Annotated in this window: 18 protein-coding genes, 3 tRNA genes and 3 pseudogenes; 16 read left to right on the forward strand and 8 right to left on the reverse strand. The window is 69.6% G+C overall.

All coding sequences use genetic code 11. The features are described 5' to 3' along the window. Positions 1-28: 28 nt before the first annotated feature. Positions 29-1045: a hypothetical protein gene (locus AB3K78_RS05565; protein ID WP_416446795.1), complete on the reverse strand. Its 1017-nt coding sequence runs from the start codon at positions 1043-1045 to the stop codon at positions 29-31. Positions 1046-1223: 178 nt separating this feature from the next. Here AB3K78_RS05565 and AB3K78_RS05570 point away from each other — a divergent pair. The 4 genes from AB3K78_RS05570 (at position 1224) to AB3K78_RS05585 (ending at position 2178) form a co-directional block, all read left to right on the forward strand. Beyond that, positions 1224-1299: transfer RNA gene (locus tag AB3K78_RS05570), tRNA-Gly, on the forward strand. 45 nt (positions 1300-1344) lie between these two features. Then, positions 1345-1415: transfer RNA gene (locus AB3K78_RS05575), tRNA-Cys, on the forward strand. Between the two features lie 31 nt (positions 1416-1446). Further along, a tRNA-Val gene (locus AB3K78_RS05580) sits at positions 1447-1518 on the forward strand. A 99-nt stretch (positions 1519-1617) separates the two neighbouring features. Then, positions 1618-2178, forward strand: coding sequence for a GAD-like domain-containing protein (locus AB3K78_RS05585; protein WP_416446796.1), 561 nt, complete (start codon positions 1618-1620; stop codon positions 2176-2178). 120 nt (positions 2179-2298) lie between these two features. On the opposite strand, the gene AB3K78_RS05590 is transcribed toward AB3K78_RS05585, so the two are convergent. Next, positions 2299-3060: an SDR family NAD(P)-dependent oxidoreductase gene (locus AB3K78_RS05590; protein WP_416446797.1), complete on the reverse strand. Its 762-nt coding sequence runs from the start codon at positions 3058-3060 to the stop codon at positions 2299-2301. Positions 3061-3183: 123 nt separating this feature from the next. Between AB3K78_RS05590 and AB3K78_RS05595 the strand changes: the two genes are divergently transcribed. Next, a complete protein-coding gene (locus tag AB3K78_RS05595; protein WP_416446798.1) occupies positions 3184-3600 on the forward strand; it encodes a VOC family protein in 417 nt (138 codons plus the stop codon). 19 nt (positions 3601-3619) lie between these two features. On the opposite strand, the gene AB3K78_RS05600 is transcribed toward AB3K78_RS05595, so the two are convergent. Next, positions 3620-4288: a peptidylprolyl isomerase gene (locus AB3K78_RS05600; protein ID WP_416446799.1), complete on the reverse strand. Its 669-nt coding sequence runs from the start codon at positions 4286-4288 to the stop codon at positions 3620-3622. 165 nt (positions 4289-4453) lie between these two features. Between AB3K78_RS05600 and AB3K78_RS05605 the strand changes: the two genes are divergently transcribed. Further along, complete coding sequence (locus AB3K78_RS05605) at positions 4454-4921, forward strand: PaaI family thioesterase (RefSeq protein WP_416446800.1); 468 nt, start codon at positions 4454-4456, stop codon at positions 4919-4921. A 42-nt stretch (positions 4922-4963) separates the two neighbouring features. On the opposite strand, the gene AB3K78_RS05610 is transcribed toward AB3K78_RS05605, so the two are convergent. The 3 genes and pseudogenes from AB3K78_RS05610 to AB3K78_RS05620 all read right to left on the reverse strand — a co-directional run. After that, positions 4964-5533, reverse strand: coding sequence for a TetR/AcrR family transcriptional regulator (locus tag AB3K78_RS05610; protein ID WP_416446801.1), 570 nt, complete (start codon positions 5531-5533; stop codon positions 4964-4966). Then, positions 5526-5705, reverse strand: coding sequence for an alpha/beta fold hydrolase (locus AB3K78_RS05615; protein ID WP_416446802.1), 180 nt, complete (start codon positions 5703-5705; stop codon positions 5526-5528). Before AB3K78_RS05615 ends, AB3K78_RS05610 begins: the two co-directional genes overlap by 8 nt. A 37-nt stretch (positions 5706-5742) precedes the next feature. Beyond that, a pseudogene (locus tag AB3K78_RS05620) lies at positions 5743-6339 on the reverse strand (alpha/beta fold hydrolase); the annotation flags it as partial. Between the two features lie 87 nt (positions 6340-6426). On the opposite strand from AB3K78_RS05620, the gene AB3K78_RS05625 reads away from it, so the two are divergent. From AB3K78_RS05625 to ruvC, 5 genes and pseudogenes are all read left to right on the forward strand, one after another. Continuing rightward, the gene (locus AB3K78_RS05625) at positions 6427-6714 is read left to right on the forward strand and encodes a hypothetical protein (protein ID WP_416446803.1); all 288 of its coding nucleotides are present in this window, start codon (positions 6427-6429) and stop codon (positions 6712-6714) included. A 149-nt stretch (positions 6715-6863) separates the two neighbouring features. After that, positions 6864-8782, forward strand: a pseudogene (gene thrS, locus AB3K78_RS05630) (threonine--tRNA ligase). Further along, positions 8770-9333 carry an HIT family protein gene (locus AB3K78_RS05635; protein ID WP_416446804.1) on the forward strand — a complete coding sequence of 188 codons (564 nt, stop codon included), beginning with the start codon at positions 8770-8772 and terminating at the stop codon, positions 9331-9333. Before thrS ends, AB3K78_RS05635 begins: the two are co-directional and overlap by 13 nt. Before the next feature lie 63 nt (positions 9334-9396). Beyond that, on the forward strand, positions 9397-10161 hold the full coding sequence (locus AB3K78_RS05640; protein WP_416446805.1) for a YebC/PmpR family DNA-binding transcriptional regulator: 765 nt from the start codon (positions 9397-9399) through the stop codon (positions 10159-10161). Positions 10162-10226: 65 nt separating this feature from the next. Next, the gene (ruvC, locus tag AB3K78_RS05645) at positions 10227-10823 is read left to right on the forward strand and encodes a crossover junction endodeoxyribonuclease RuvC (RefSeq protein ID WP_416446806.1); all 597 of its coding nucleotides are present in this window, start codon (positions 10227-10229) and stop codon (positions 10821-10823) included. 11 nt (positions 10824-10834) lie between these two features. On the opposite strand, the gene AB3K78_RS05650 is transcribed toward ruvC, so the two are convergent. Continuing rightward, on the reverse strand, positions 10835-12775 hold the full coding sequence (locus tag AB3K78_RS05650) for a primary-amine oxidase (protein WP_416446807.1): 1941 nt from the start codon (positions 12773-12775) through the stop codon (positions 10835-10837). A 59-nt stretch (positions 12776-12834) separates the two neighbouring features. Continuing rightward, the gene (locus tag AB3K78_RS05655) at positions 12835-13584 is read right to left on the reverse strand and encodes a trimeric intracellular cation channel family protein (RefSeq protein ID WP_416446808.1); all 750 of its coding nucleotides are present in this window, start codon (positions 13582-13584) and stop codon (positions 12835-12837) included. A 47-nt stretch (positions 13585-13631) separates the two neighbouring features. Between AB3K78_RS05655 and recO the strand changes: the two are divergent. The 5 genes and pseudogenes from recO (at position 13632) to dnaG (ending at position 19558) form a co-directional block, all read left to right on the forward strand. Continuing rightward, a pseudogene (gene recO / locus AB3K78_RS05660) lies at positions 13632-14362 on the forward strand (DNA repair protein RecO). A 21-nt stretch (positions 14363-14383) separates the two neighbouring features. After that, complete coding sequence (locus AB3K78_RS05665; protein ID WP_416446809.1) at positions 14384-15169, forward strand: isoprenyl transferase; 786 nt, start codon at positions 14384-14386, stop codon at positions 15167-15169. A gap of 38 nt (positions 15170-15207) precedes the next feature. Further along, entirely contained in the window at positions 15208-16398 is a 1191-nt protein-coding gene (gene dusB, locus AB3K78_RS05670) for a tRNA dihydrouridine synthase DusB (protein ID WP_416446810.1), read from the forward strand. After that, the gene (locus AB3K78_RS05675; RefSeq protein WP_416446811.1) at positions 16391-17644 is read left to right on the forward strand and encodes a deoxyguanosinetriphosphate triphosphohydrolase; all 1254 of its coding nucleotides are present in this window, start codon (positions 16391-16393) and stop codon (positions 17642-17644) included. Before dusB ends, AB3K78_RS05675 begins: the two co-directional genes overlap by 8 nt. 30 nt (positions 17645-17674) lie before the next feature. Continuing rightward, complete coding sequence (dnaG, locus tag AB3K78_RS05680) at positions 17675-19558, forward strand: DNA primase (RefSeq protein WP_416446812.1); 1884 nt, start codon at positions 17675-17677, stop codon at positions 19556-19558. Positions 19559-19612: the final 54 nt, after the last annotated feature.

Raw genomic sequence — 19612 nt, forward strand, 5'->3', positions numbered from 1 at the left:
CCCGGGCGATTCCGCTCTGCCGCACGCCCTAGTTGGGGCGAGTCGCCGGCGGCGCGAGGTCGCTGTTGAGCTTCTGATCGAGCTCGTCGCTCGTCTTGGTGAGCTGCTGCAGCTCGGTGCGCATCGTCTCGTAGCTCGCGATGTCGTTCTCGAGCTGCTCGCGGTCCTTCGTGAGCTGCTGCTGGCGTGCGGTGAGCCCGTCGCGGATCCGTTCGAAGGCCTCCGGGTCGTCGGCGAACTCGTAGGCGTTGTTGCGTTTGGTGAAGTTCTGGGCGTCGGCGTTGAACCGCGCGACGGCCGCGTTGTAGGTCTCGCGCCGCTGCTCGACGCTGGTTCGCAGGGCGGTCATCTGCTTCTCGAGCGTCTTCGACCGATCCTGCAACTGCGTGAAGACGCCGTGATACCGATCGAAGTCGTCGACGATCGAGCTGCGCTTGCCGAGCCATTGCGCATAGTGCTCCTCCAGCCATTTCGGCAGCGTGTGCACCTCCGTGCCGAGCACCGAGTGCAGCTCGTTCGCGAAGGCGCCAGGGGAGAGCGCGTCGTACACCGACATGCGCTCCTTCAGGCCCGGGTCGGTCGCGATCCGCTCGTCGTAGAAGGCACGCAGCTTCTTGGTCATCTGCGCCTGCTCGTCCCCGCTCATGCGCGCGTAGGCCGCGTGCAGGAGCTCGTGCGCGGCGGTGACCTCGACGATCCCGTCGAGCCGCTTGTCGGTGACGCCGAAGAGGTGGATCGTGCCCTTCGAGTAGCAGCCCAGCACATGGCCCTGTTCGCCATGGGAGACGTCGGAGCACTGGGTGCTGAAGTGCTGGCTCGCGTCGAGGGTCGGCTTCGACGCGAGGAACACCCGCTCGCCCGCCGGCGTGAGGTCGAGGCGGCCGAGGAGCGAGGAGACCTGCTCGCTCGGTGCGAAGTTGCGCGCCTCGATCTCGTCGGAGATGAGCTGCTGGTTCGCGATCGCGAGCGCGCCGACGACGACCACCAGGATCGCGATGCACGCCCACGCGACCCGAGCGACCGTCTTGCGCGCACTCCGAGCCATGCGTACCAGTATCCGGGAGCGGCCTGCGGAACGGGTCCGCCGCGCCGAAAACCGCGTAAAATCAACGGTTTATGGCGCGCCACGCCCGGCTGTACCGGACTGATTTGCGGTGCCCCAGCAACTTCCCTATAGTTATTCGAGTCGCAAGGGCGAAGCGGAAACGCAGAGCAAGCGATGTGCGGATGTAGCGCAGTTGGTAGCGCATCACCTTGCCAAGGTGAGGGTCGCGAGTTCGAGTCTCGTCATCCGCTCCAGTGGCCGAGTGCAACTCGGCCGCTTGTGGTGTCAACCACAACCACGGTGGCGTGGCCGAGAGGCGAGGCAGCGGCCTGCAAAGCCGTATACACGGGTTCGAATCCCGTCGCCACCTCGCTGGCATAACTGAATAGCCTGAAGTTTAGGCGCGATTGGCGCAGCGGTAGCGCGCTTCCCTGACACGGAAGAGGTCACTGGTTCGATCCCAGTATCGCGCACAGAGAGAAAGCCCCCGGTGAGAGCCGGGGTTTTCGTGTTTTCCGGACTCCTTCCCGATGTCCATCGCAGGAGGCATGTGCTCGGAATAGAGTGAACGCATGGTCGTGATCGCTGATTTCGTTCCGCAGGCGCCGGTTCCGGCGGAGATCATCGAGGAGTATCGGGGGCGAGTCCCGGACGAGCTGATCGATATCTGGGAGACATACGGGTACGGCACGTTCGGCGAGGGCTTCCTGAGGGTCATCGATCCGAAGCTGTACGAAGCGGAGGTCGGTGACTGCATCGGGAAGACGCAGGGAGACGGGATTGCAATCCCGATCATGGCGACCGGGCTGGGGGACCTGATCACGTGGGAGCCCAGCCGTTCCGGTGCGACCGGGATCCTGTTCCGACGCGGCACGACGGTCGGGCTTGGAACCCTGCAGTCCTTCCTCACGCTCGTGCGTCTCGACGGCGCCGAAGAGCTCTCTGATTCCCTCGACTGGGACATCTTCCCGGAGGCGGTCGCGGCGCACGGCGAGCTGCCGTACGACGAGTCGTTCATCTTCGTGCCGCTGTTGTCGCAGGGCGGGGTCGCCGAGGTCGAGAACCTGCACCGGCGCGAGACGATCGCGTCGATTCGGGTCGCCGTCGATCTGCAGGGCGTCATCGGCCACTGAGTCGGAGGTAGCACTCGTCGCCGCGCTCGATCAACTCGGTGCCCGCCTGCGGCCCGCGATCGCGTCCCGCATGATGCGGGAGCGGTGGATCTTCGGACGCAGGTCGGTCCGGCCCCCGGCTCAGCCCCGACCGAGGAGCGCCCCGCCGTTGACCTGCAGGATCTGGCCCGTCGTCCAACCGCCTTCCGGACCTGCGAGATAGGCCACCGCTCCGGCGACCTCGTCCGGGGTGCCCGGTCGGTTCATCGGGATCTGCGCGAGCCGCGAGGCGATCGTCTCGGGCGTGCGGCGGCTGTCCCAGAAGCCGGTGTCCGGCACGAACCCCGGTGCGATCGAGTTCACCGTGATGCCCTCCGGCGCCAGCTGCTCGGCCAGGCCCATCATCCAGCCGTGGATCGCCGCCTTCGCGGCACCGTAGCCGTTCGCGCCGCGCAGCGCTGCGATGGAGCTGATCGAGATGATCCGCCCTCCCGGCCGCGTGAGGCGGGGGAGCAGCTCCTCGGTCAGGAGCACGGCGGTCAGCACGTTCAGCCGGAAGTTCCCCTCGAAATTCTCGGCGATCCCCGCCAGTCCGTCTCCGCGGTCGAGCACGTTGCCGCCGGCGTTGTTCAACAGCACATCGATCGGACCGTCGATCTCCGAGGCGGCACGAGACACCTGGGCGGGATCCTGCAGGTCGGCGGCGACGGTCTGCACGCGCGCCTCCGCAGTCTGCTCGCGGATCCGATCCGCGGCGTGCCGGAGCACCTCCTGGCGGCGGCCGACGATCACGATGTCGAATCCATCCCGCGCCAGGCGCAGCGCCGAGGCCAGGCCGATCCCGCTTCCTCCTCCGCTGATCACGGCTTGCGGGCGAGCGGGGACCTCAGCGGGAGTCGTCATGTCCTCACTCTAAACAGCGGGACCCGAGGACCGAAACCCCGCGAGCTCCGGCCGGTTCCCCGAGCCGGCAGCGCGCGGTGCGTCGCCGACGTCGCCGCCGCGTGGGCCTGCCAGACTGAACCCATGCCGCTCTTCGATCATCTCGGACTCACCGTCGCCGACCTCGACCGTGCCTTCGCGCAGTGGGATCCGGTGCTCGCCGCGTTGGGCTGCGTGTCCGACGGCAACGAGATGGAGGGCGGGATCGCCTGGTCGCGCGAGGACGAGACCGAACTGATCCTCTATCGCGCGCCCGAACCGGGCGGTGATCCGCACCGATACGGCCGGATCGGCTGGCAGCACCTCGCGTTCGCGCTCGATTCCCGTGCGGAGGTCGAGCGCCTGCACCGCATCGCGATCGAGGCGGGCTGGACGTCGGTGCGGGACCCGAAGGTGTTCGCGCGGTTCTCCGACCGTTACTACGCCTCGTTCGTCGAGGACGACAACGGGATCCGGATCGAATTCGTCCACAATCCGCCGCGCAGCGCCTCGGGAGAATGACGCGCGGCGGTGCGGACGATCAGGAGGCCGACGCCGTCAGGATCGTGACCTTCTGCGCGGGAGCTCCGTCGGGGCCGCCGCCTGCGACGCCCTGCTTCGCGACGGCGCGCACCGCCGCGAGGCTCGCATCGTCGAGGTGGCCGAACACGGTGTAGTTCGGGGGCAGGCTCGTGCTGTCGTCGTAGACGAGGAAGAACTGGGATCCGTTCGTGTCCGGACCGGCGTTCGCCATCGCCACCGTGCCTGCCGGGTAGCTCATCTCGGGTGATGTCTCGTCGGCGAACGAGTATCCCGGGCCGCCGGTGCCGGTGCCGGTGGGGTCGCCGCACTGAAGCACGAAGATGCCGCTCGTGGTGAGTCGGTGACAGACGGTCTGATCGAAGTACTGCTGCGAGATGAGCGAGACGAAGCTGCTCACCGTGCAGGGCGCCTGCTCGCCGTCGAGCGCGATGGTCAGGTCTCCTGCGGAGGTCTTCAGCGTCGCGGTCTTCGCCGTCTTCGGTGCTGCGGGCGGGGACTTCACCGGCTTCGCCGCCGAACCGTCGCTCGTGTAGGTGCACGTGGACGCGGTGGTCGGCGTGGCGGACTGCGAAGCGGTGGGAGCCGATTCGTCGGGGGTTGCGCTGCAGGCCGCGAGGCCGACGAGCAGGGCCGCGATCGCGGGCAGGGCGGCGAGACGGAGACGCATGCGAGTTCCTTCGGGGAGGGTATCGGAATCCGCGCGACGCTCCTGCGGTGCGCGGTCGGGCGTCACCCAGTCTGGTCGATTCGAACGCCGGGCGCGACGCGGGTGAACCCGGGGCGGGGGTAGGGTGGCCGGACCGGGAACCTCGACGACGAGAGCAGGCTCAGGATGACGCACCCCACCGAGACCGGATCGGCCGGACCCGACCCCGCGAGCATGGCGGGGCTCGACGTGCTGCGGGCGATCCGGGAGGCGCCGGAGCACGGTCCCAGCATCGCTCGGTTCCTCGGTATGGAACTCGAGTCGGTCGAGGAGGGGCGGGCGACGTTCGTGATCGCCGCGCGGCCCGAGTACGCGAACCCGCTGGGATCCCTGCACGGCGGGATCTATGCGACGGTCCTCGATTCGGCGATGGCGTGCGCCGTGCATTCCCGGCTCGCAGCCGGGGTCCGCTACGGGACACTGGAGATGAAGATCAACTTCCTCCGGACCGTCCCCACCGACGGCAGCCTGCTCCGGGCGACGGGAACCGTGATCCATCTCGGCCGGTCGACCGCGCTCGCCGAGGGGACGATCGCCGACGAGCGGGGTCGCATCGTGGCGCACGGCACGGAGACCTGCATGATCTACGGCTGAGTGCCGAGCGCCGCTCCGAGGGGAACGACCGGGTCACGGAGATCAGGCCCGATCGCCCCACGAGCGCAGGGCGCGGTCGAGCGCATCGACGATCCGGGTGAAGGTGGCATCGAGCTCCCGGGCCTGCTTGAAACCTCCGCCGAGTTCGAGCGCGACGAAGCCGTGCACGGTGCTGCGGACGAAGCGGATCGCATCGGTGAGGTCGTCGTCGTGCAACTCGTACTCGCGCAGGGCGTCGGCGATCGCGCGGACCAGCCGCTCCGCGGCCGCCTGCCCGTCCGCATCGCCCGGTTCGGGCGCGATCTGCAGGGCGGCGTGGCGGCCGGGATGCCGCGCGGCCCAGCGGCGCAGCGCATCGGCGATCCCGTGCAGCGCGTCCGAGCCGGAGCGCCCGGTGCCGGCTGCGGCGAGCACGTCGGCGAGGTTGCGGGCCGCCTGCTGTGCGATGGCGCCGCGCAGGTCGTCGAGATCCGAGACGTGGCGATAGACCCCGGGCGGAGCGATGCCGAGGGTGCGGCCGAGCTTCGTGATCGTGAGCGCGGGCAGGCCGATCTCGTCGACGAGCTCGGAGGCGCGCGCGACGACGGCATCGCGGTTGAGCCGCTCAGCCATGCGAGGCCTCCGCGCTCAGGAAGCCGTGGATCTCGGCGAAGACGGCGTCCGGCTGCTCGGCCATCGGGTAGTGCCCGGCTCCCGGGATCATGCGGTGCTCGCCGCCGAGGGCCACGGCGATCCAGCTCGCTTCGGCTTCGGGGTCGGGGAAGTCGCGGTCGCGCGAGCCCATGATCACGAGCGTCGGCGCGTCGACCCGGGGAGCGCCGCCTCCGCCGGAGCGTGGGTGACATCGCGCACGGTGGCCTGGAAGGCGCGCCAGCGACCCGGCCGTCGGAGCAGGGCCATCGTTCGGCCGAACTGCTCCTCGTGGTCGTCGGGCCGGATCTCGCCGAACAGCGAGCCCGCGTAGCCGCGCCACACCGCCGGGCCCCAGGGCGCAGCAGCATGAGGCGCATGAGCGTGCGCAGTCCGGCCGGGCCGTGGTCGCGCACGAAGGGGCCGATGAGCACCAGCCGCGAGATCGCCGCGGGTCGATCCGCGGCGGCGATGACCGCGGCCGCGGCCCCCATGGAATTGCCGACGACGGTCGCGGGACCGGAATCGAGGGCGTCGATCACGGCGAGCAGGTCGCCCGCGGTGGCGGGGTCGTCGTAGCTCGAGAACCCGGCGGAGCTGTCGCCGTGGCCGCGCAGGTCCATCACGGCGACGCGCGCGCCCGCAGACACCAGGAGCGGGACGAGGTGGCGGAACGAGGCTCGGTTCTCGCCCATTCCGGGGACGCACAGGATCAGCGGCCCGTGCCCCGAGACCTCGACGGCGACGTGCCCGTCGGGTCGCTCGACTTCGATGAGGGATCGATTCATGTTACGAAGCGTAACATTAAGTTACGAAGCATAGCAAGGCGTGATGCGGGCCCCGGAGCGTCGCGACGGGTGCCGTAGCCTGGAGGCATGGATCCCGACTTCGTCTTCGAGCTGGTCTGGTGGACGGTCGTCATCGTGCACTTCGTCGTCGCGCTGTTCGCGATCCGCTCGCTCGGCCAGTGCACCGCCGTGATCTCGATCGTCAAGCTGTTCTTCTGGATCGCGTTCATCGCGCTCGTCCCCCTCGTCGGGAGCATCGTCTGGATGAAGGCCGGCCGGAGACGCGCCGACGCCGCGGCGGAGCGGGCCGCGGCGGAAGAAGAGTCGCGCCGTGCCGGGGCGGCGACGGAGGGATCCCGGAGCGCGGGGGACTGACACCGCGCTCGCCTGGGCCCGGCGGCGGACCCAGTAGGATCGTGGGGTGAACGGCGCCGCCGTTCGATCCCGATCCGCACCCGCTTGCGAAGGAGTGTGCCCCAGTGGCAGATGGCTTCTCCCTGTTCACCGACCGTTCGATCGTCGCCATGCGCGTCAACGGCGAGCTCCGCGACCTCGCGACCGAGGTCACCGAGACGGACACCGTGGAGCCGATCACCGTCGAGAGCACCGACGGACTGAACATCCTCCGCCACTCCGCGGCGCACGTGCTCGCGCAGGCCGTGCAGCGCATCAACCCCGAGACCACGCTCGGCATCGGCCCGCCCATCACCGACGGGTTCTACTACGACTTCGACCCGAAGACGCCGTTCACCCCGAAGATCTGAAGGCGATCTCCTCCGAGATGCAGAAGATCGTCAAGCAGGGCCAGCGCTTCGTGCGCCGCGTCGTCACCGAGGATGAAGCGCGGGCCGAGCTCGCGAACGAGCCCTACAAGCTCGAGCTCATCGGCCTCAAGGGCGGATCCACGGGCGACGACAACGAGAACGTCGAGGTCGGCGGAGCCGAGCTCACCATCTACGACAACGTCGATCCCAAGACCGGCGAGCTCTGCTGGAAGGATCTCTGCCGCGGACCGCACGTCCCGAACACCCGCGTGCTCGGAAACGGCTGGGCTCTCATGCGTTCGGCGGGCGCCTACTGGCGCGGCAGCGAGAAGAACCCGATGCTCCAGCGCATCTACGGCACCGCCTGGCCGACCAAGGACGAGCTGCGCGCCTACCAGACCCGGCTCGAGGAGGCGGCGAAGCGCGACCACCGCAAGCTCGGCGTCGAACTCGACCTCTTCAGCTTCCCCGACGAGATCGGCTCCGGCCTCGCGGTGTTCCACCCCAAGGGCGGGATCATCCGGCACGAGATCGAGAACTTCATGCGCTCGGAGCTGCTGAAGAACGGCTACGAGGTGGTGAATACCCCTCACATCACCAAGGGAACGCTGTTCGAGACCAGTCAGCACCTCAACTGGTACAAGGACGGCATGTTCCCGGCCATGCACCTCGACGAGGTCGTCGACGACGAGGGCCGCGTGGTCAAGCAGGGCCAGGACTACTACCTGAAGCCGATGAACTGCCCGTTCCACAACCTCATCTTCCGCGCCCGCGCGCGCAGCTATCGCGAGCTGCCGCTGCGGCTCGCAGAGTTCGGCACGGTCTACCGCTACGAGAAGAGCGGCACCCTCTCGGGCCTCACCCGCGTGCGCGGCCTTACGCAGGACGACGCGCACATCTACGTCACCGATGAGCAGGTGAAGGAGGAGATCAAGCGGCAGCTCGAGTTCGTCTTCCAGACCCTCCGCGCCTACGGCCTCGACGACTTCTACCTCGAACTCTCGACCCGTGACCCCGAGAAGTCGGTCGGTTCCGACGAGCAGTGGGAGATCGCCACCGAGACCCTGCGCCAGGTGGGCGAGGAGTCGGGGCTCGAACTGGTCGCCGACCCGGGTGGAGCCGCGTTCTACGGCCCCAAGATCTCGGTCCAGGCGCGGGACGCGATCGGCCGCACCTGGCAGCTCTCGACCGTGCAGCTCGACTTCAACCAGCCCGAGCTGTTCGAACTCGAGTACACGGCGGCCGACGGCACCCGCAAGCAGCCGATCATGATCCATCGCGCGCTGCTGGGTTCGGTCGAGCGCTTCTTCGCGATCCTGCTCGAGCACTACGCGGGCGCGTTCCCCGTCTGGCTCGCTCCGCTCCAGGTGGTCGGCATCCCGGTCGCCGAGCAGTACGGCGAGTACCTCGACGGCATCATCGCGCGCCTCCGCGAGGAGGGCGTGCGCGCCGAGGTCGACCACAGCGACGACCGCATGCCGAAGAAGATCCGCACCCACACCAAGGAGAAGGTGCCGTTCCAGCTCATCGCGGGTGAGGAGGATCGCGCGGCCGGCGCCGTCAGCTTCCGGTTCCGCGACGGCACCCAGATGAACGGCGTTCCCGTCGACGAGGCGATCCAGCGGATCACCGGTGCGATCCGGAGCCACGAGCAGGTGTCGACGGCGTGGACCGAGTAGAGGACCTGAGCACGACCGCCGCGGTCGGCGATCCCGACGAGCTCCAGCGGCTCTGGGTCCCGCACCGCATGGTCTACGTGGCCGATCACCGGCAGCCCGATCACACTGACTGCCCGTTCTGCGCGGCTCCCGCCCGCAGCGACGAGGACGCGCTGATCGTGGCGCGCGGGCGCTCCGCCTACGTGCTGCTCAACCTGTTCCCCTACAACACTGGCCACATGCTGGTCTGCCCCTACCGCCACGTGTCGGGCTACGACGAGGCGACGGCCGAGGAGGTCGCCGAGATCGGCGAGCTGACGCAGATCGCCATGCGGGTCGCCCGCGAGGTCATGGGCTGCGACGGATTCAACATCGGCATGAACCAGGGCGCGATCGCCGGCGCCGGCGTGGCCGCGCACCTGCACCAGCACATCGTGCCCCGGTGGGCGTCCGACGCCAACTTCTTCCCGATCATCGCGAAGACCAAGGCCATGCCGCAGCTGCTCGGCGACGTGCGCGAGCGGGTCGCGGCGGCCTGGCCCGTGGACCCTGGACCACAGGCGCAGGCCTGACCGATCCACGGCGGCGAGACCGCTACCCCAGAACCTGAAACATCGAGAATCGAAGGAGCTCCCGTGTCCGGACACTCCAAGTGGGCGACGACCAAGCACAAGAAGGCCGTCATCGACGCGAAGCGCGCAAAGGCGTTCGCCAAGTACATCAAGAACATCGAGGTCGCCGCGCGTATCGGCGGCGCCGACCTCTCGGGCAACCCGACCCTCGTCGACGCCGTGCAGAAGGCGAAGAAGAACTCGGTCCCCGGCGACAACATCGATCGCGCGATCAAGCGCGGTGCCGGGCTCGACGGCGAGGCCGTCGAGTACATGACCATCATGTACGAGGGCTACGGCCCCAACGGAGTCGCGCTCATGATCGAGTGCCTCACCGACAACAAGAACCGCGCCGCGGCCGAGGTGCGCACCGCGCTCAGCCGCAACGGCGGCACCCTCGCCGATCCCGGCAGCGTCGCGTACAACTTCGCGCGCAAGGGCGTCATCGTGGTCCCCGCCGAGGGCACCACCGAGGACGACGTGCTCACCGCGGTGCTCGAGGCCGGCGCCGAAGAGGTCAACCCGACTCCCAACGGCGAAGCGTTCGAGGTGCTCACCGAGGCGTCCGATCTCGTCGGTGCTCGCACCGCGCTGGTCGACGCCGGGATCGACTACGACTCGGCCGACGCCGAGTTCGTGCCGAACCTCAAGGTCGAGATCGACGCCGACACCGCCCGCAAGGTCTTCCGCCTCATCGATGCGCTCGAGGACAGCGACGACGTCCAGAACGTCTTCTCGAACTTCGACCTGAGCCCCGAGGTCCAGGCCGAGCTCGAGGCGGACGACTGATGATTCGGCGGTGCGCGGCGAACGGGAGTCCGCCGCGCACCGCCCGATCGTGAGGTGAAGAGGCGATGCGGATCATCGGGATCGACCCCGGTCTGACCAGATGCGGCGTGGGCGTCGTCACCGCCGGCGGCAGCCGGCGGGTCGAGTTCGAGCACGTCGAAGTACTGACGAGCGCGGCGGGCGACCCGCTGCCCGCCCGCCTGCACACTCTCGGTTCCAGCCTCGAGCGCCTGCTCGACGGGGAACGCCCCGACGCCATCGCGCTCGAGCGGGTGTTCGCGCAGGACAACGTCGCGAGCGTCATGGGAGTCGCCCAGATCAGCGGCGTCGTGATGTATCTGGCGGAACAGCGAGGGATCCCGCTCGCGCTCTACACCCCGAACGAGGTCAAAGCCCAGGTGACTGGGTACGGCAGCGCCGACAAGGCGCAGGTCACGACCATGGTCACCCGCCTGCTCCGCCTGCAGGCACCGCCGAAGCCGGCCGATGCCGCCGATGCGCTCGCGCTCGCGATCACGCACGCCTGGCACCTCGGACGGGGCGGATCGGCGGCCCGATTCGAGAGCCAGCCCGGTGCCGCCTCGGCCGAGACGCCGGCGCAGCGTGCCTGGCGCGAGGCCGAGTCCCGGCAGGGACGCCGTCGCGGTCCGCGCGGCGGCTGATGCTCGCCGGCTCAGTGCTCGCAGCGGCATTCACCGCCCGCGCAGCAGCTGCCTCCGCCGTGCTTCGACGGTGATCGGGGCGCGTCGAGCGACGGGTTCCGGTCGAAGAACCCGAACGGCTTGAGCGTGAACGCCACCGTGTCGACCGGCATGATCGGCCAGTCCTCGGCCCGGGTGATGTGGTGGATCCCGAACACGTACCAGAGCACCACGTCGGTGTCGACGAGGTTCTCGTCGTCCGAGATCCAGGCGCTCATGCCGTTGCCGAGGTCGTCCTTCGACTGCGTCGGATAGTCGCCGGCGGGCCACATCTCGAGATCGTGCTGCCGCGTCACCCAGAGGGTGCTGCCGATTACCGGGTTCCGGCGGAGGATCGGCGACGACTCGTCGAACATCGCCGGGAACGACGCCGACGGTACGAGTTTGTAGGCGGTCGGTGCGCCCCAGGCGTTGAGGCGGTTCGGGTTCTGCACCTTCCAGGAGCGCTGCGTCTCCCACCGGTAGTCGCGTCCGGCCTCGGCCTCCGACGCGATCACCGTGCCGCGCGCGTGCAGGTCCAGGCCGAGCGGGTTGGCCTCGCCGATCGGCGCCGCCATCGAATCGGACTCGACGACGGTGTTGTTCGCTCCGTCGACGTCGAGGTCGAGGCGCGCCACCAGGAAGTGCTGGTGGTAGGGGGCGTAGCTGCGACGGTCGATGACGGTTCCCGTGGGGAACGTCGCGGCCTCCTCCTCCATGGGCGTCGAGACCATGATCCCCGTCGCCCGGATCTCGCACTCGATGTTGCCGTCCGGATAGAAGCGCCAGTACACGAGATACTCGTAGTTGGCCACGGTCGCGTGCACCGAGACCACGAAGCGGCGCATGCGGCGCACCTCCGTGCCAGCGTCGGGGTCGACGTGCTTCCACAGCACGGCGTCGTCCTCCTCGTGCAGGCAGACCGCGTTCTTCGTGACCCGTGGGCGGCCCGCGGTGTCGGGCAGCACGCCGTCGAGGTAGGTGATCTCGCCGAGGCAGTCGCAGCCGAGCTCGAGCGAGGTGCACATGTACCCGAGGCCCCACTCGCCGATGTCGAACGCCGTGCGGCGGTAGTGGTCGAAGCTCGAGTCCCGGTAGGGCACGATCATCTCGGCGAGGGACATGCGATAGGCGATGTCGCGGTACTCGTCGCCGTCTCTGAACCGCACCTGGTACAGCACGGGACCCTCGCGGTAGTTGAAGCCGATGCGGAACTCCCAGTCCTGCCACCGCAGCAGGGATCCCGCGAGCGCGAACGACACGCCCTCGGGCTGCACGATGTCGAGCGGCTTCAGGTCGGTGCGCTCGGGCTCGCCGCGCAGCTCGGGGGTGTACTCGGCATCGACCTCGGGGAATCCGCGGTCGTGCGACTCGTCGATCTGCAGCACCTCCATGCGGTTCACGTCGACGATCACCTTGAGCCCGCTCACCGGGTGCGCGTAGGGGTTGCCTCCGACGGCCGACCGCTTCCAGATGTCGACCCAGCCGAGCCGGCGGTCCCGCCACTGCGGCGGCATCACCTCGTGGCCGTAGGTCCAGAGATCGAAGAGCACGAGGTCGGGATCGACGCCGCGCGCCCCGAGCGCCGCGCGGACTCCGGGGTGCGCGCGCAGGGCGACATCGCAGTCGTGGTACTCGTCGACGGTGAAGTTCGGGGTCACCCCGGGACGGTGCTCCCAGCTCTCGACAGCGCCGCCGGTGAGATCGACGATCGCCTCGTAGACCTCGTTGCTCGCCTTGTTCCAGAGCACGGCGAAGGAACGGCGCACGATCGGGTCGCCCTCCCGCCAGGCGAGGACCTCGGCCTTGGGCGGTTCTCTGAGGATGATGGAGGCGTAGCGCCAGCCGGAGTCGATTCCGCGTTCGCGGGCGAGCAGCCCGGAGGTCGCGGCGATCTCTTCAGCGGACAGGGAGTCGAGGGGGTGGGGGCTCATGGCGGCTCCGATCTCGTCGGGCGCTCCATCGCGCCGTCCTGCGGTCAGCCTACCCCGCGTCAGTTCGCGCTGGGACCCCGCAGATCGTCGGGATTCGGGGGGATCTCGGGCAGCGGGATCGTACCGGTCTTGAGGGCCTCGATGGTCTGCTCGACCTCGCGCTGACGGCGCAGGCGCAAGCGGCTGAGCGCGCGCTGCTCCGGCAGGCTCCAACCGAACCGGACGGCGAGCAGGCGGAGCACTGCGGTCACGGCGACGCAGGCGATGCCCGCGACGACGACGGGCACCCCGAACGCCAGGAGCACGACCAGCACGCCGACACCGACGAGGCTCGCGACCGCGTAGAGGGATCCGACGTGCATGAGCGCGATGGGGATGTTGAGCATGAGGTCGCGCAGCACGCCGCCGCCGACCGCCGACACGGTGCCGATGAAGAGGGCCGGGACCACGGGCATGTCGAGCGACAGCGCCTTGGTCGTGCCGATCGCGCCGAACATGCCGATGCTGAGCGCGTCGAGCACGGTGATGACCGGGTCGACGCGCTCGAAGAGGCGCGGCAGGAGCATGCCGATGAACGCGGCGCCCGTCGCGACGATCAGGTACCAGTTGATCGAGAACGCCGCCGGAGTCACACCCAGGAGGATGTCGCGGAGAAAGCCGCCGCCGATGCCTGAGGCGATGCCGATGATCGCGACGCCGAGCAGGTCGATCCGCTTGAAGCCCGCGGCGAACAGGGCGCCCTGCAGGCTGCCGACGCCGACCGCGACGAGGTCTGCGGCGAGCGGGGTGTGGAAGGTCTGGTCGAGCACGTCTCTATTCTCGCCGATCGCGCATCCGGATCCGGGATACTTGAAGCATGCCCCTGTACCGCGAAGTCGGCGTCGTGCTGCGCACGCACAAGCTCGGCGAAGCCGATCGGATCGTGACGCTGCTCACGCGTGAACGCGGTCTGCTGCGCGCCGTGGCGAAGGGGTCCGGCGCACCTCGTCGAAGTTCGGGGCGCGGCTCGAACCGTTCATGGTCGCCGATCTGCAGTGCTACGAGGGCCGCACCCTCGACACGATCACCCAGGCCGAGACGCTCGGCTCGTACGGGCCGCCGATCAGCGGCGACTACGAGCGGTACCGCGCGGGCAGCGTCATGGTCGAGACGGCCGAGCGCCTGAGCGAGGGCGGGCCCGCGCCGCAGCAGTACCGTCTGCTCGTCGGCGCGCTGCGCACGCTCGCCCAGGGCACGGTGCCCACCGAGCTCGTGCGCGACGGCTACCTGCTGCGCGCCATGGCGATCGCCGGCTGGTCGCCGGGCTTCGAGGAGTGCGTGCGCTGCGGGGCGGCCGGGCCCCATACTCTCGTCGTCGTGCAGCTCGGCGGCGTGGTCTGCGAGGACTGCCGCGTGCCCGGCGCCCCACGGCTCGATCCCGGTTCGATCCGATTGCTCGCCGCACTGCTCGCGGGGGACTGGAGCACCGCGACGGGCTCGACGGAGCGCGAGCGCGGGCAGGCCGCCGGGATCGTCGCCGCGTACACGCAGTGGCACCTCGAGCGCGGCCTGCGGTCACTGCGCGAACCCTCGCGTCCCGCGGTCTGAACGCTCGATACACTGAACGCTATGCCGCGAGTGCCCGACGAGATCGTGCCGGTCGATTGGACCGGCGAGCAGCCGCCCCGATTCGCAGGCCCGGTGCCCGAGCACGTCGCGATCGTCATGGACGGCAACGGGCGATGGGCGAACCAGCGCGGCCTGCCCCGCGTCGAGGGTCACCGCATGGGGGAGCAGGCCCTGCTCGACGTGGTGGCCGGGGCGATCCAGGCCGGGGTCAAGCACCTGAGCGTCTATGCGTTCTCGACCGAGAACTGGCGGCGCTCGCCCGACGAGGTCCGGTTCCTCATGGGCTTCAACCGCGACGTGCTGCGGCGTCGGCGCGAGCAGCTGCACTCCTGGAACGTGCGCATGCGCTGGGCCGGGCGACGGCCGCGGCTGTGGGGGTCCGTGCTCAGCGAGCTGAAGACGGCCGAGCGGGTCACCGCCCACAACACCGGGCTGACGCTCACGATGTGCGTGAACTACGGCGGGCGCAACGAACTCGTGGACGCGATGCGCCGCATCGGCGAGGACGTCGCGACGGGTCGGCTCTCGCCACACGGGATCAGCGAGCGCACCATCGGCCGCTACCTCTACGTGCCGGAGCTGCCGGATGTCGACCTGTTCCTCCGTTCGTCGGGAGAGCAGCGCACGAGCAACTTCATGCTGTGGCAGTCCGCGTACGCCGAGATGGTCTTCCTCGACACCCTGTGGCCCGACTTCGACCGGGCCGAGCTCTGGCGGGCGATCGGGATCTACCACGATCGGGATCGCCGCTTCGGCGGGGCGGTGGACGCCCCGAAACGGACCTAGCCGTCCGGCCGGACGGGTCGTGAGAGAATGGAGCTGCTATGACTTCCTCCTCTCTCGCGACCGATCAGCGGCTGCGCATCGGTCCGATCGCGCTCGACGTCCCCGTGGTGCTCGCGCCCATGGCCGGGATCACCAACACCGCGTTCCGGCGGCTCTGCCGCGAATACGGGGCGGGGCTCTATGTGAGCGAGATGATCACGAGCCGCGCGCTCGTCGAGCGCACCCCGGCCTCCATGCGGCTCATCAAGCACCACGAGAGCGAGACGCCGCGTTCGATCCAGCTGTACGGCGTGGATCCGAAGACGGTCTCCGAAGCGGTGAAGTTCCTCGTGGCCGAGGACCGTGCCGACCACATCGATCTGAACTTCGGGTGCCCGGTGCCGAAGGTGACCCGCAAGGGCGGCGGATCCGCGCTGCCCTGGAAGCAGGACCTGTTCAAGGCGATCGTCGAGGGTGCGGTCAAGGCCGCGGGCGACATCCCGCTCACGGTGAAGATGCGCAAGGGCATCGACGCCGATCACCTCACCTTCCTCGATGCCGCGCGTACCGCGGAGGACGCGGGCGTCGCGGCGATCGCGCTGCACGGCCGCACCGCCAACGAGTTCTACTCGGGGCACGCCGACTGGTCGGCCATCGCGGAGCTGAAGCAGACGATCACGAGCGTCCCCGTGCTCGGCAACGGCGACATCTGGTCCGCGGAGGACGCGATCCGCATGGTCCGGGAGACCGGCTGCGACGGCGTCGTCGTCGGTCGCGGCTGCCTCGGTCGCCCCTGGCTGTTCGGCGACCTGGCGGCGGCGTTCCGCGCCGAGCAGGGCGAGATCTCGTCCGAGGCCGCGGAAGCGGCGATCGCGAAGCCGCCGCTCGGCTTCGTGATGCAGGCCATGCGTCGCCATACCGAGCTGCTCGTCGAGTTCTTCGACGGCGAGGAGGATCGTGCCTGCCGCGACATCCGCAAGCACGTCGCCTGGTACTTCAAGGGCTACGGCGTCGGAGGCGACACCCGCCGTTCGCTCGCCGCCGTCGAGTCGCTCGAGCAGATGGACGAGATCTTCGCCACGATGGACGGCTCCATGCCGTATCCCGGCGAGGGCGCCGAGGGGCAGCGCGGCCGCGCGGGGAGCCCGAAGCGCGTCGTGCTGCCGGACCGCTGGCTCGAGAGCCGGACGAGCGACGGCATCGACTTCGCCGATCTGGCCGAGGCCGAGCGGGACGATTCCGGTGGGTGATCGGGGGAACGGGTACACCGAGTTCGACGCGGAGCGGTTCGTCCCCGAACAGCACGGCGGCGGGCGCAGCGACTTCGCTCGCGATCGTGCCCGCGTGCTGCACTCGAGCGGGTGGCGGCGTCTCGCCGCGAAGACCCAGGTGCTCAGCCCGACGGCGGGCGTCGACTTCGCCCGCAATCGACTGACCCACTCGCTCGAGGTCGCCCAGATCGGTCGCGAGCTCGCGGTCTCGCTCGGCGTCTCGCAGGACGTGGTCGATACGGCGTGCCTGGCTCACGACCTCGGGCACCCGCCCTTCGGGCACAACGGCGAGCTCGCGCTGAACGAGTGGATGCGCGGCTTCGGCGGCTTCGAAGGCAACGCGCAGACGCTCCGGATCCTCACGCGGCTCGAGCCGAAGCGCTTCGCACCCGACGGAGCGAGCGCCGGCCTGAACCTCACCCGGGCGACGCTCGACGCCAGCTGCAAGTACCCCTGGGCGCTGCAGGAGGCGGCGCCGGGGAGCGCCAAGTTCGGCTACTTCACCGATGACGCTCCGGTCTTCGAATGGCTTCGGAGCGGCGCACCCGAGCGGCGCAAGTGCGTCGAAGCCCAGATCATGGACTTCTCCGACGACGTCGCCTATTCGGTCCACGACTTCGAGGACGCGATCGTGTCGGAGCATATCGATCCCCAGTTCCTCACGGCGCGCTCGGGGCACGACGCGCTGATCCGCACCGTCTCCGAGTGGGCCGGCGGCGATTTTGCCGCGGACGAGCTCGGCGCGGCCTTCGATCGGATGGCCGAGAGTGCGAACTGGCTGCGCAGCTGGGACGGATCTCGCAGGGATCAGGCCAGGCTGAAGAACTTCACGAGCGACATGATCGGTCGTTTCGCGCGCGCCGCGATCCGCGACACGGTCGAGGAGGCGGACGGCCGCTCGCTCGCGCGCTACGGTGCGCGCATGGTCGTGCCGCGCGAGGTGAGCGCCGAGATCGCGGTGCTCAAGGGGATCGTCGCCGCCTACGTCATGCAGAGCGGTCGCCGGCAGCCGACGTACCGCCGTCAGCGGGCGCTGCTGACCGAGTTGCTCCACACGCTGTGGGAGTCCGGCACCCACGAGCTGGAACCCGCCTACGCGGCCGACTTCCGGGCGGCCGAGGACGAGTCCGCGGCCCGGCGGGCGATCGTCGATCAGGTGGCCTCGCTCACCGACCAGTCGGCGATCGCCTGGTACGAGCGGCTCTGCACGGCGCCGCTCGTGTAGCCGCGTCGGCGGCGACTAGACTGGGCAGCTATGGCAGGCCGGATCCGCGCGAGCGACATCGAAGAGGTGAAGCGCCGCACGAACCTGGCCGACCTCGTCGGCGACTACGTGGCGCTGAAGAACGGCGGCATCGACTCGATGAAGGGGCTCTGCCCGTTCCACGACGAGCGCAGCCCCAGCTTCCACGTGCGTCCGGCGCTCGGGTACTACCACTGCTTCGGCTGCGGCGAATCGGGTGACGCGATCACCTTCCTGCAGCGCATGGATCACCTCACGTTCACCGAATCGGTCGAGCGCCTGGCGGCCCGGATCCACTACGCGCTCACCTACGAGGAGGGCGGCGGGCGCCGCGAGGAGGGGCCGAACCGGGCTCGCCTGCTCGCGGCCAACCAGGCCGCCGCGGCGTACTTCGTCGAGCAGCTGGCGAGCGAGGAGGGCCGGGCCGGCCGCGACTTCCTCGACGGGCGCGGGTTCGATGCCGAGGCCGCGAGCCGATTCGGCGTCGGCTACGCGCCGCGCGGGTGGGACGGCCTGACCGACCACCTGAAAGCGCAGGGCTACACGCCGGCCGAGCTCTCGCAGGCCGGCCTCGTCTCAGAGGGGCAGCGGGGCGTCTACGACCGGTTCCGCGGGCGAGTCATCTGGCCGATCCGCGACACGAGCGGCCAGGTGATCGGCTTCGGGGCCCGCAAGCTCTACGAGGACGACAACGGCCCGAAGTACCTCAACACTCCCGAGACCCCCGTCTACCGCAAGTCGCAGGTGCTCTACGGGCTCGACCTCGCGAAGCGGGCGATCTCTCGCGGACACCGGGCGGTCGTCGTCGAGGGCTATACGGACGTGATGGCCTGCCATCTGGCGGGGATCGAGACCGCGGTCGCCACCTGCGGTACCGCGTTCGGGCGGGAGCACATCTCGGTCCTGCGCCGGGTCATGGGCGACGATGCGGCGGCCGAGGTGATCTTCACCTTCGATCCCGACGAAGCCGGGCAGAAGGCCGCGCTGCGCGCGTTCAGCGAGGAGAAGCGCTTCACCGCGCAGACCTACGTCGCGGTCGCCCCCGACGGCCTCGACCCCTGCGATCTGCGCCTGCATCGGGGCGATGAGGCGGTGGTCTCGCTGTTCGACCGCAAGACCCCGCTGTTCGAATTCGCGCTGCGGCAGGCGGTCTCGCGATTCGACCTCAACAGCGTCGAGGGGCGCGTGTCGGCGCTCCGCGCAGCGGCACCGATCGTCGCCGAGATCAAGGATCCCGCGATGCGGCCGGGATACACGCGCGAGCTGGCCCGGATGCTCGGTTCCGATCTCGGCGAAGTGCAGCGAGCGGTGCGCACGGCCGAGTCCCGGCCGCAGGCGCGCGGGCCCGAGCGCGAAGAGGCTCCCCGGGCGGGCCAGGATCCGAACGATCGCTTCGGCGCGCCGGTCGAGCCCGCGACTCCCCGGATCTCGCTCGCGAGCCTGCCCAACGCGCCCGGGGTCTGGCTCGAGCGCGATGCGCTCATGGCGATGCTGCAGCAGGGCGAAGCGGTCGGCATCGACCTGCTGTCGCAGGCCGTGACCGCGCAGGTGGACGAGCCGAGATTGCGCGGAGTGCGCGATGCGATCGCCGCTGCGCTGCCCGCGCTCGGCACCGATCGCTGGCTCGGCGAGGTGCTCGAGCAGACGCCGGAGCCCCTGCGCGATCTGGCGCGGGAGCTCGCGCTCGCGCCGATGCCGCAGCGCAAGGCGGAGCAGCTCGCCGCCTACGCCAAGGACGTCGTGGTATCGCTCCTGGACCGCGACCTGCTGAACCTCAAGGGCGAGCTGGTCGCTCGCATGCAGCGCATCGGCGACTCGGCCGACGCCGGGTCGCGCCGGATCCAGGAGCAGCTCGTCGCGCTCGAAGCGGCTCGGCGCAGCCTCCGCGTGGAATGACCGGTCGCGGGGCGACCGTGCCGTAGGCTGCTGCGGGTACCGACATCCACCGGC

This window comes from Leucobacter sp. HNU, from assembly GCF_047946755.1.
Taxonomy (GTDB): Bacteria; Actinomycetota; Actinomycetes; order Actinomycetales; family Microbacteriaceae; genus Leucobacter.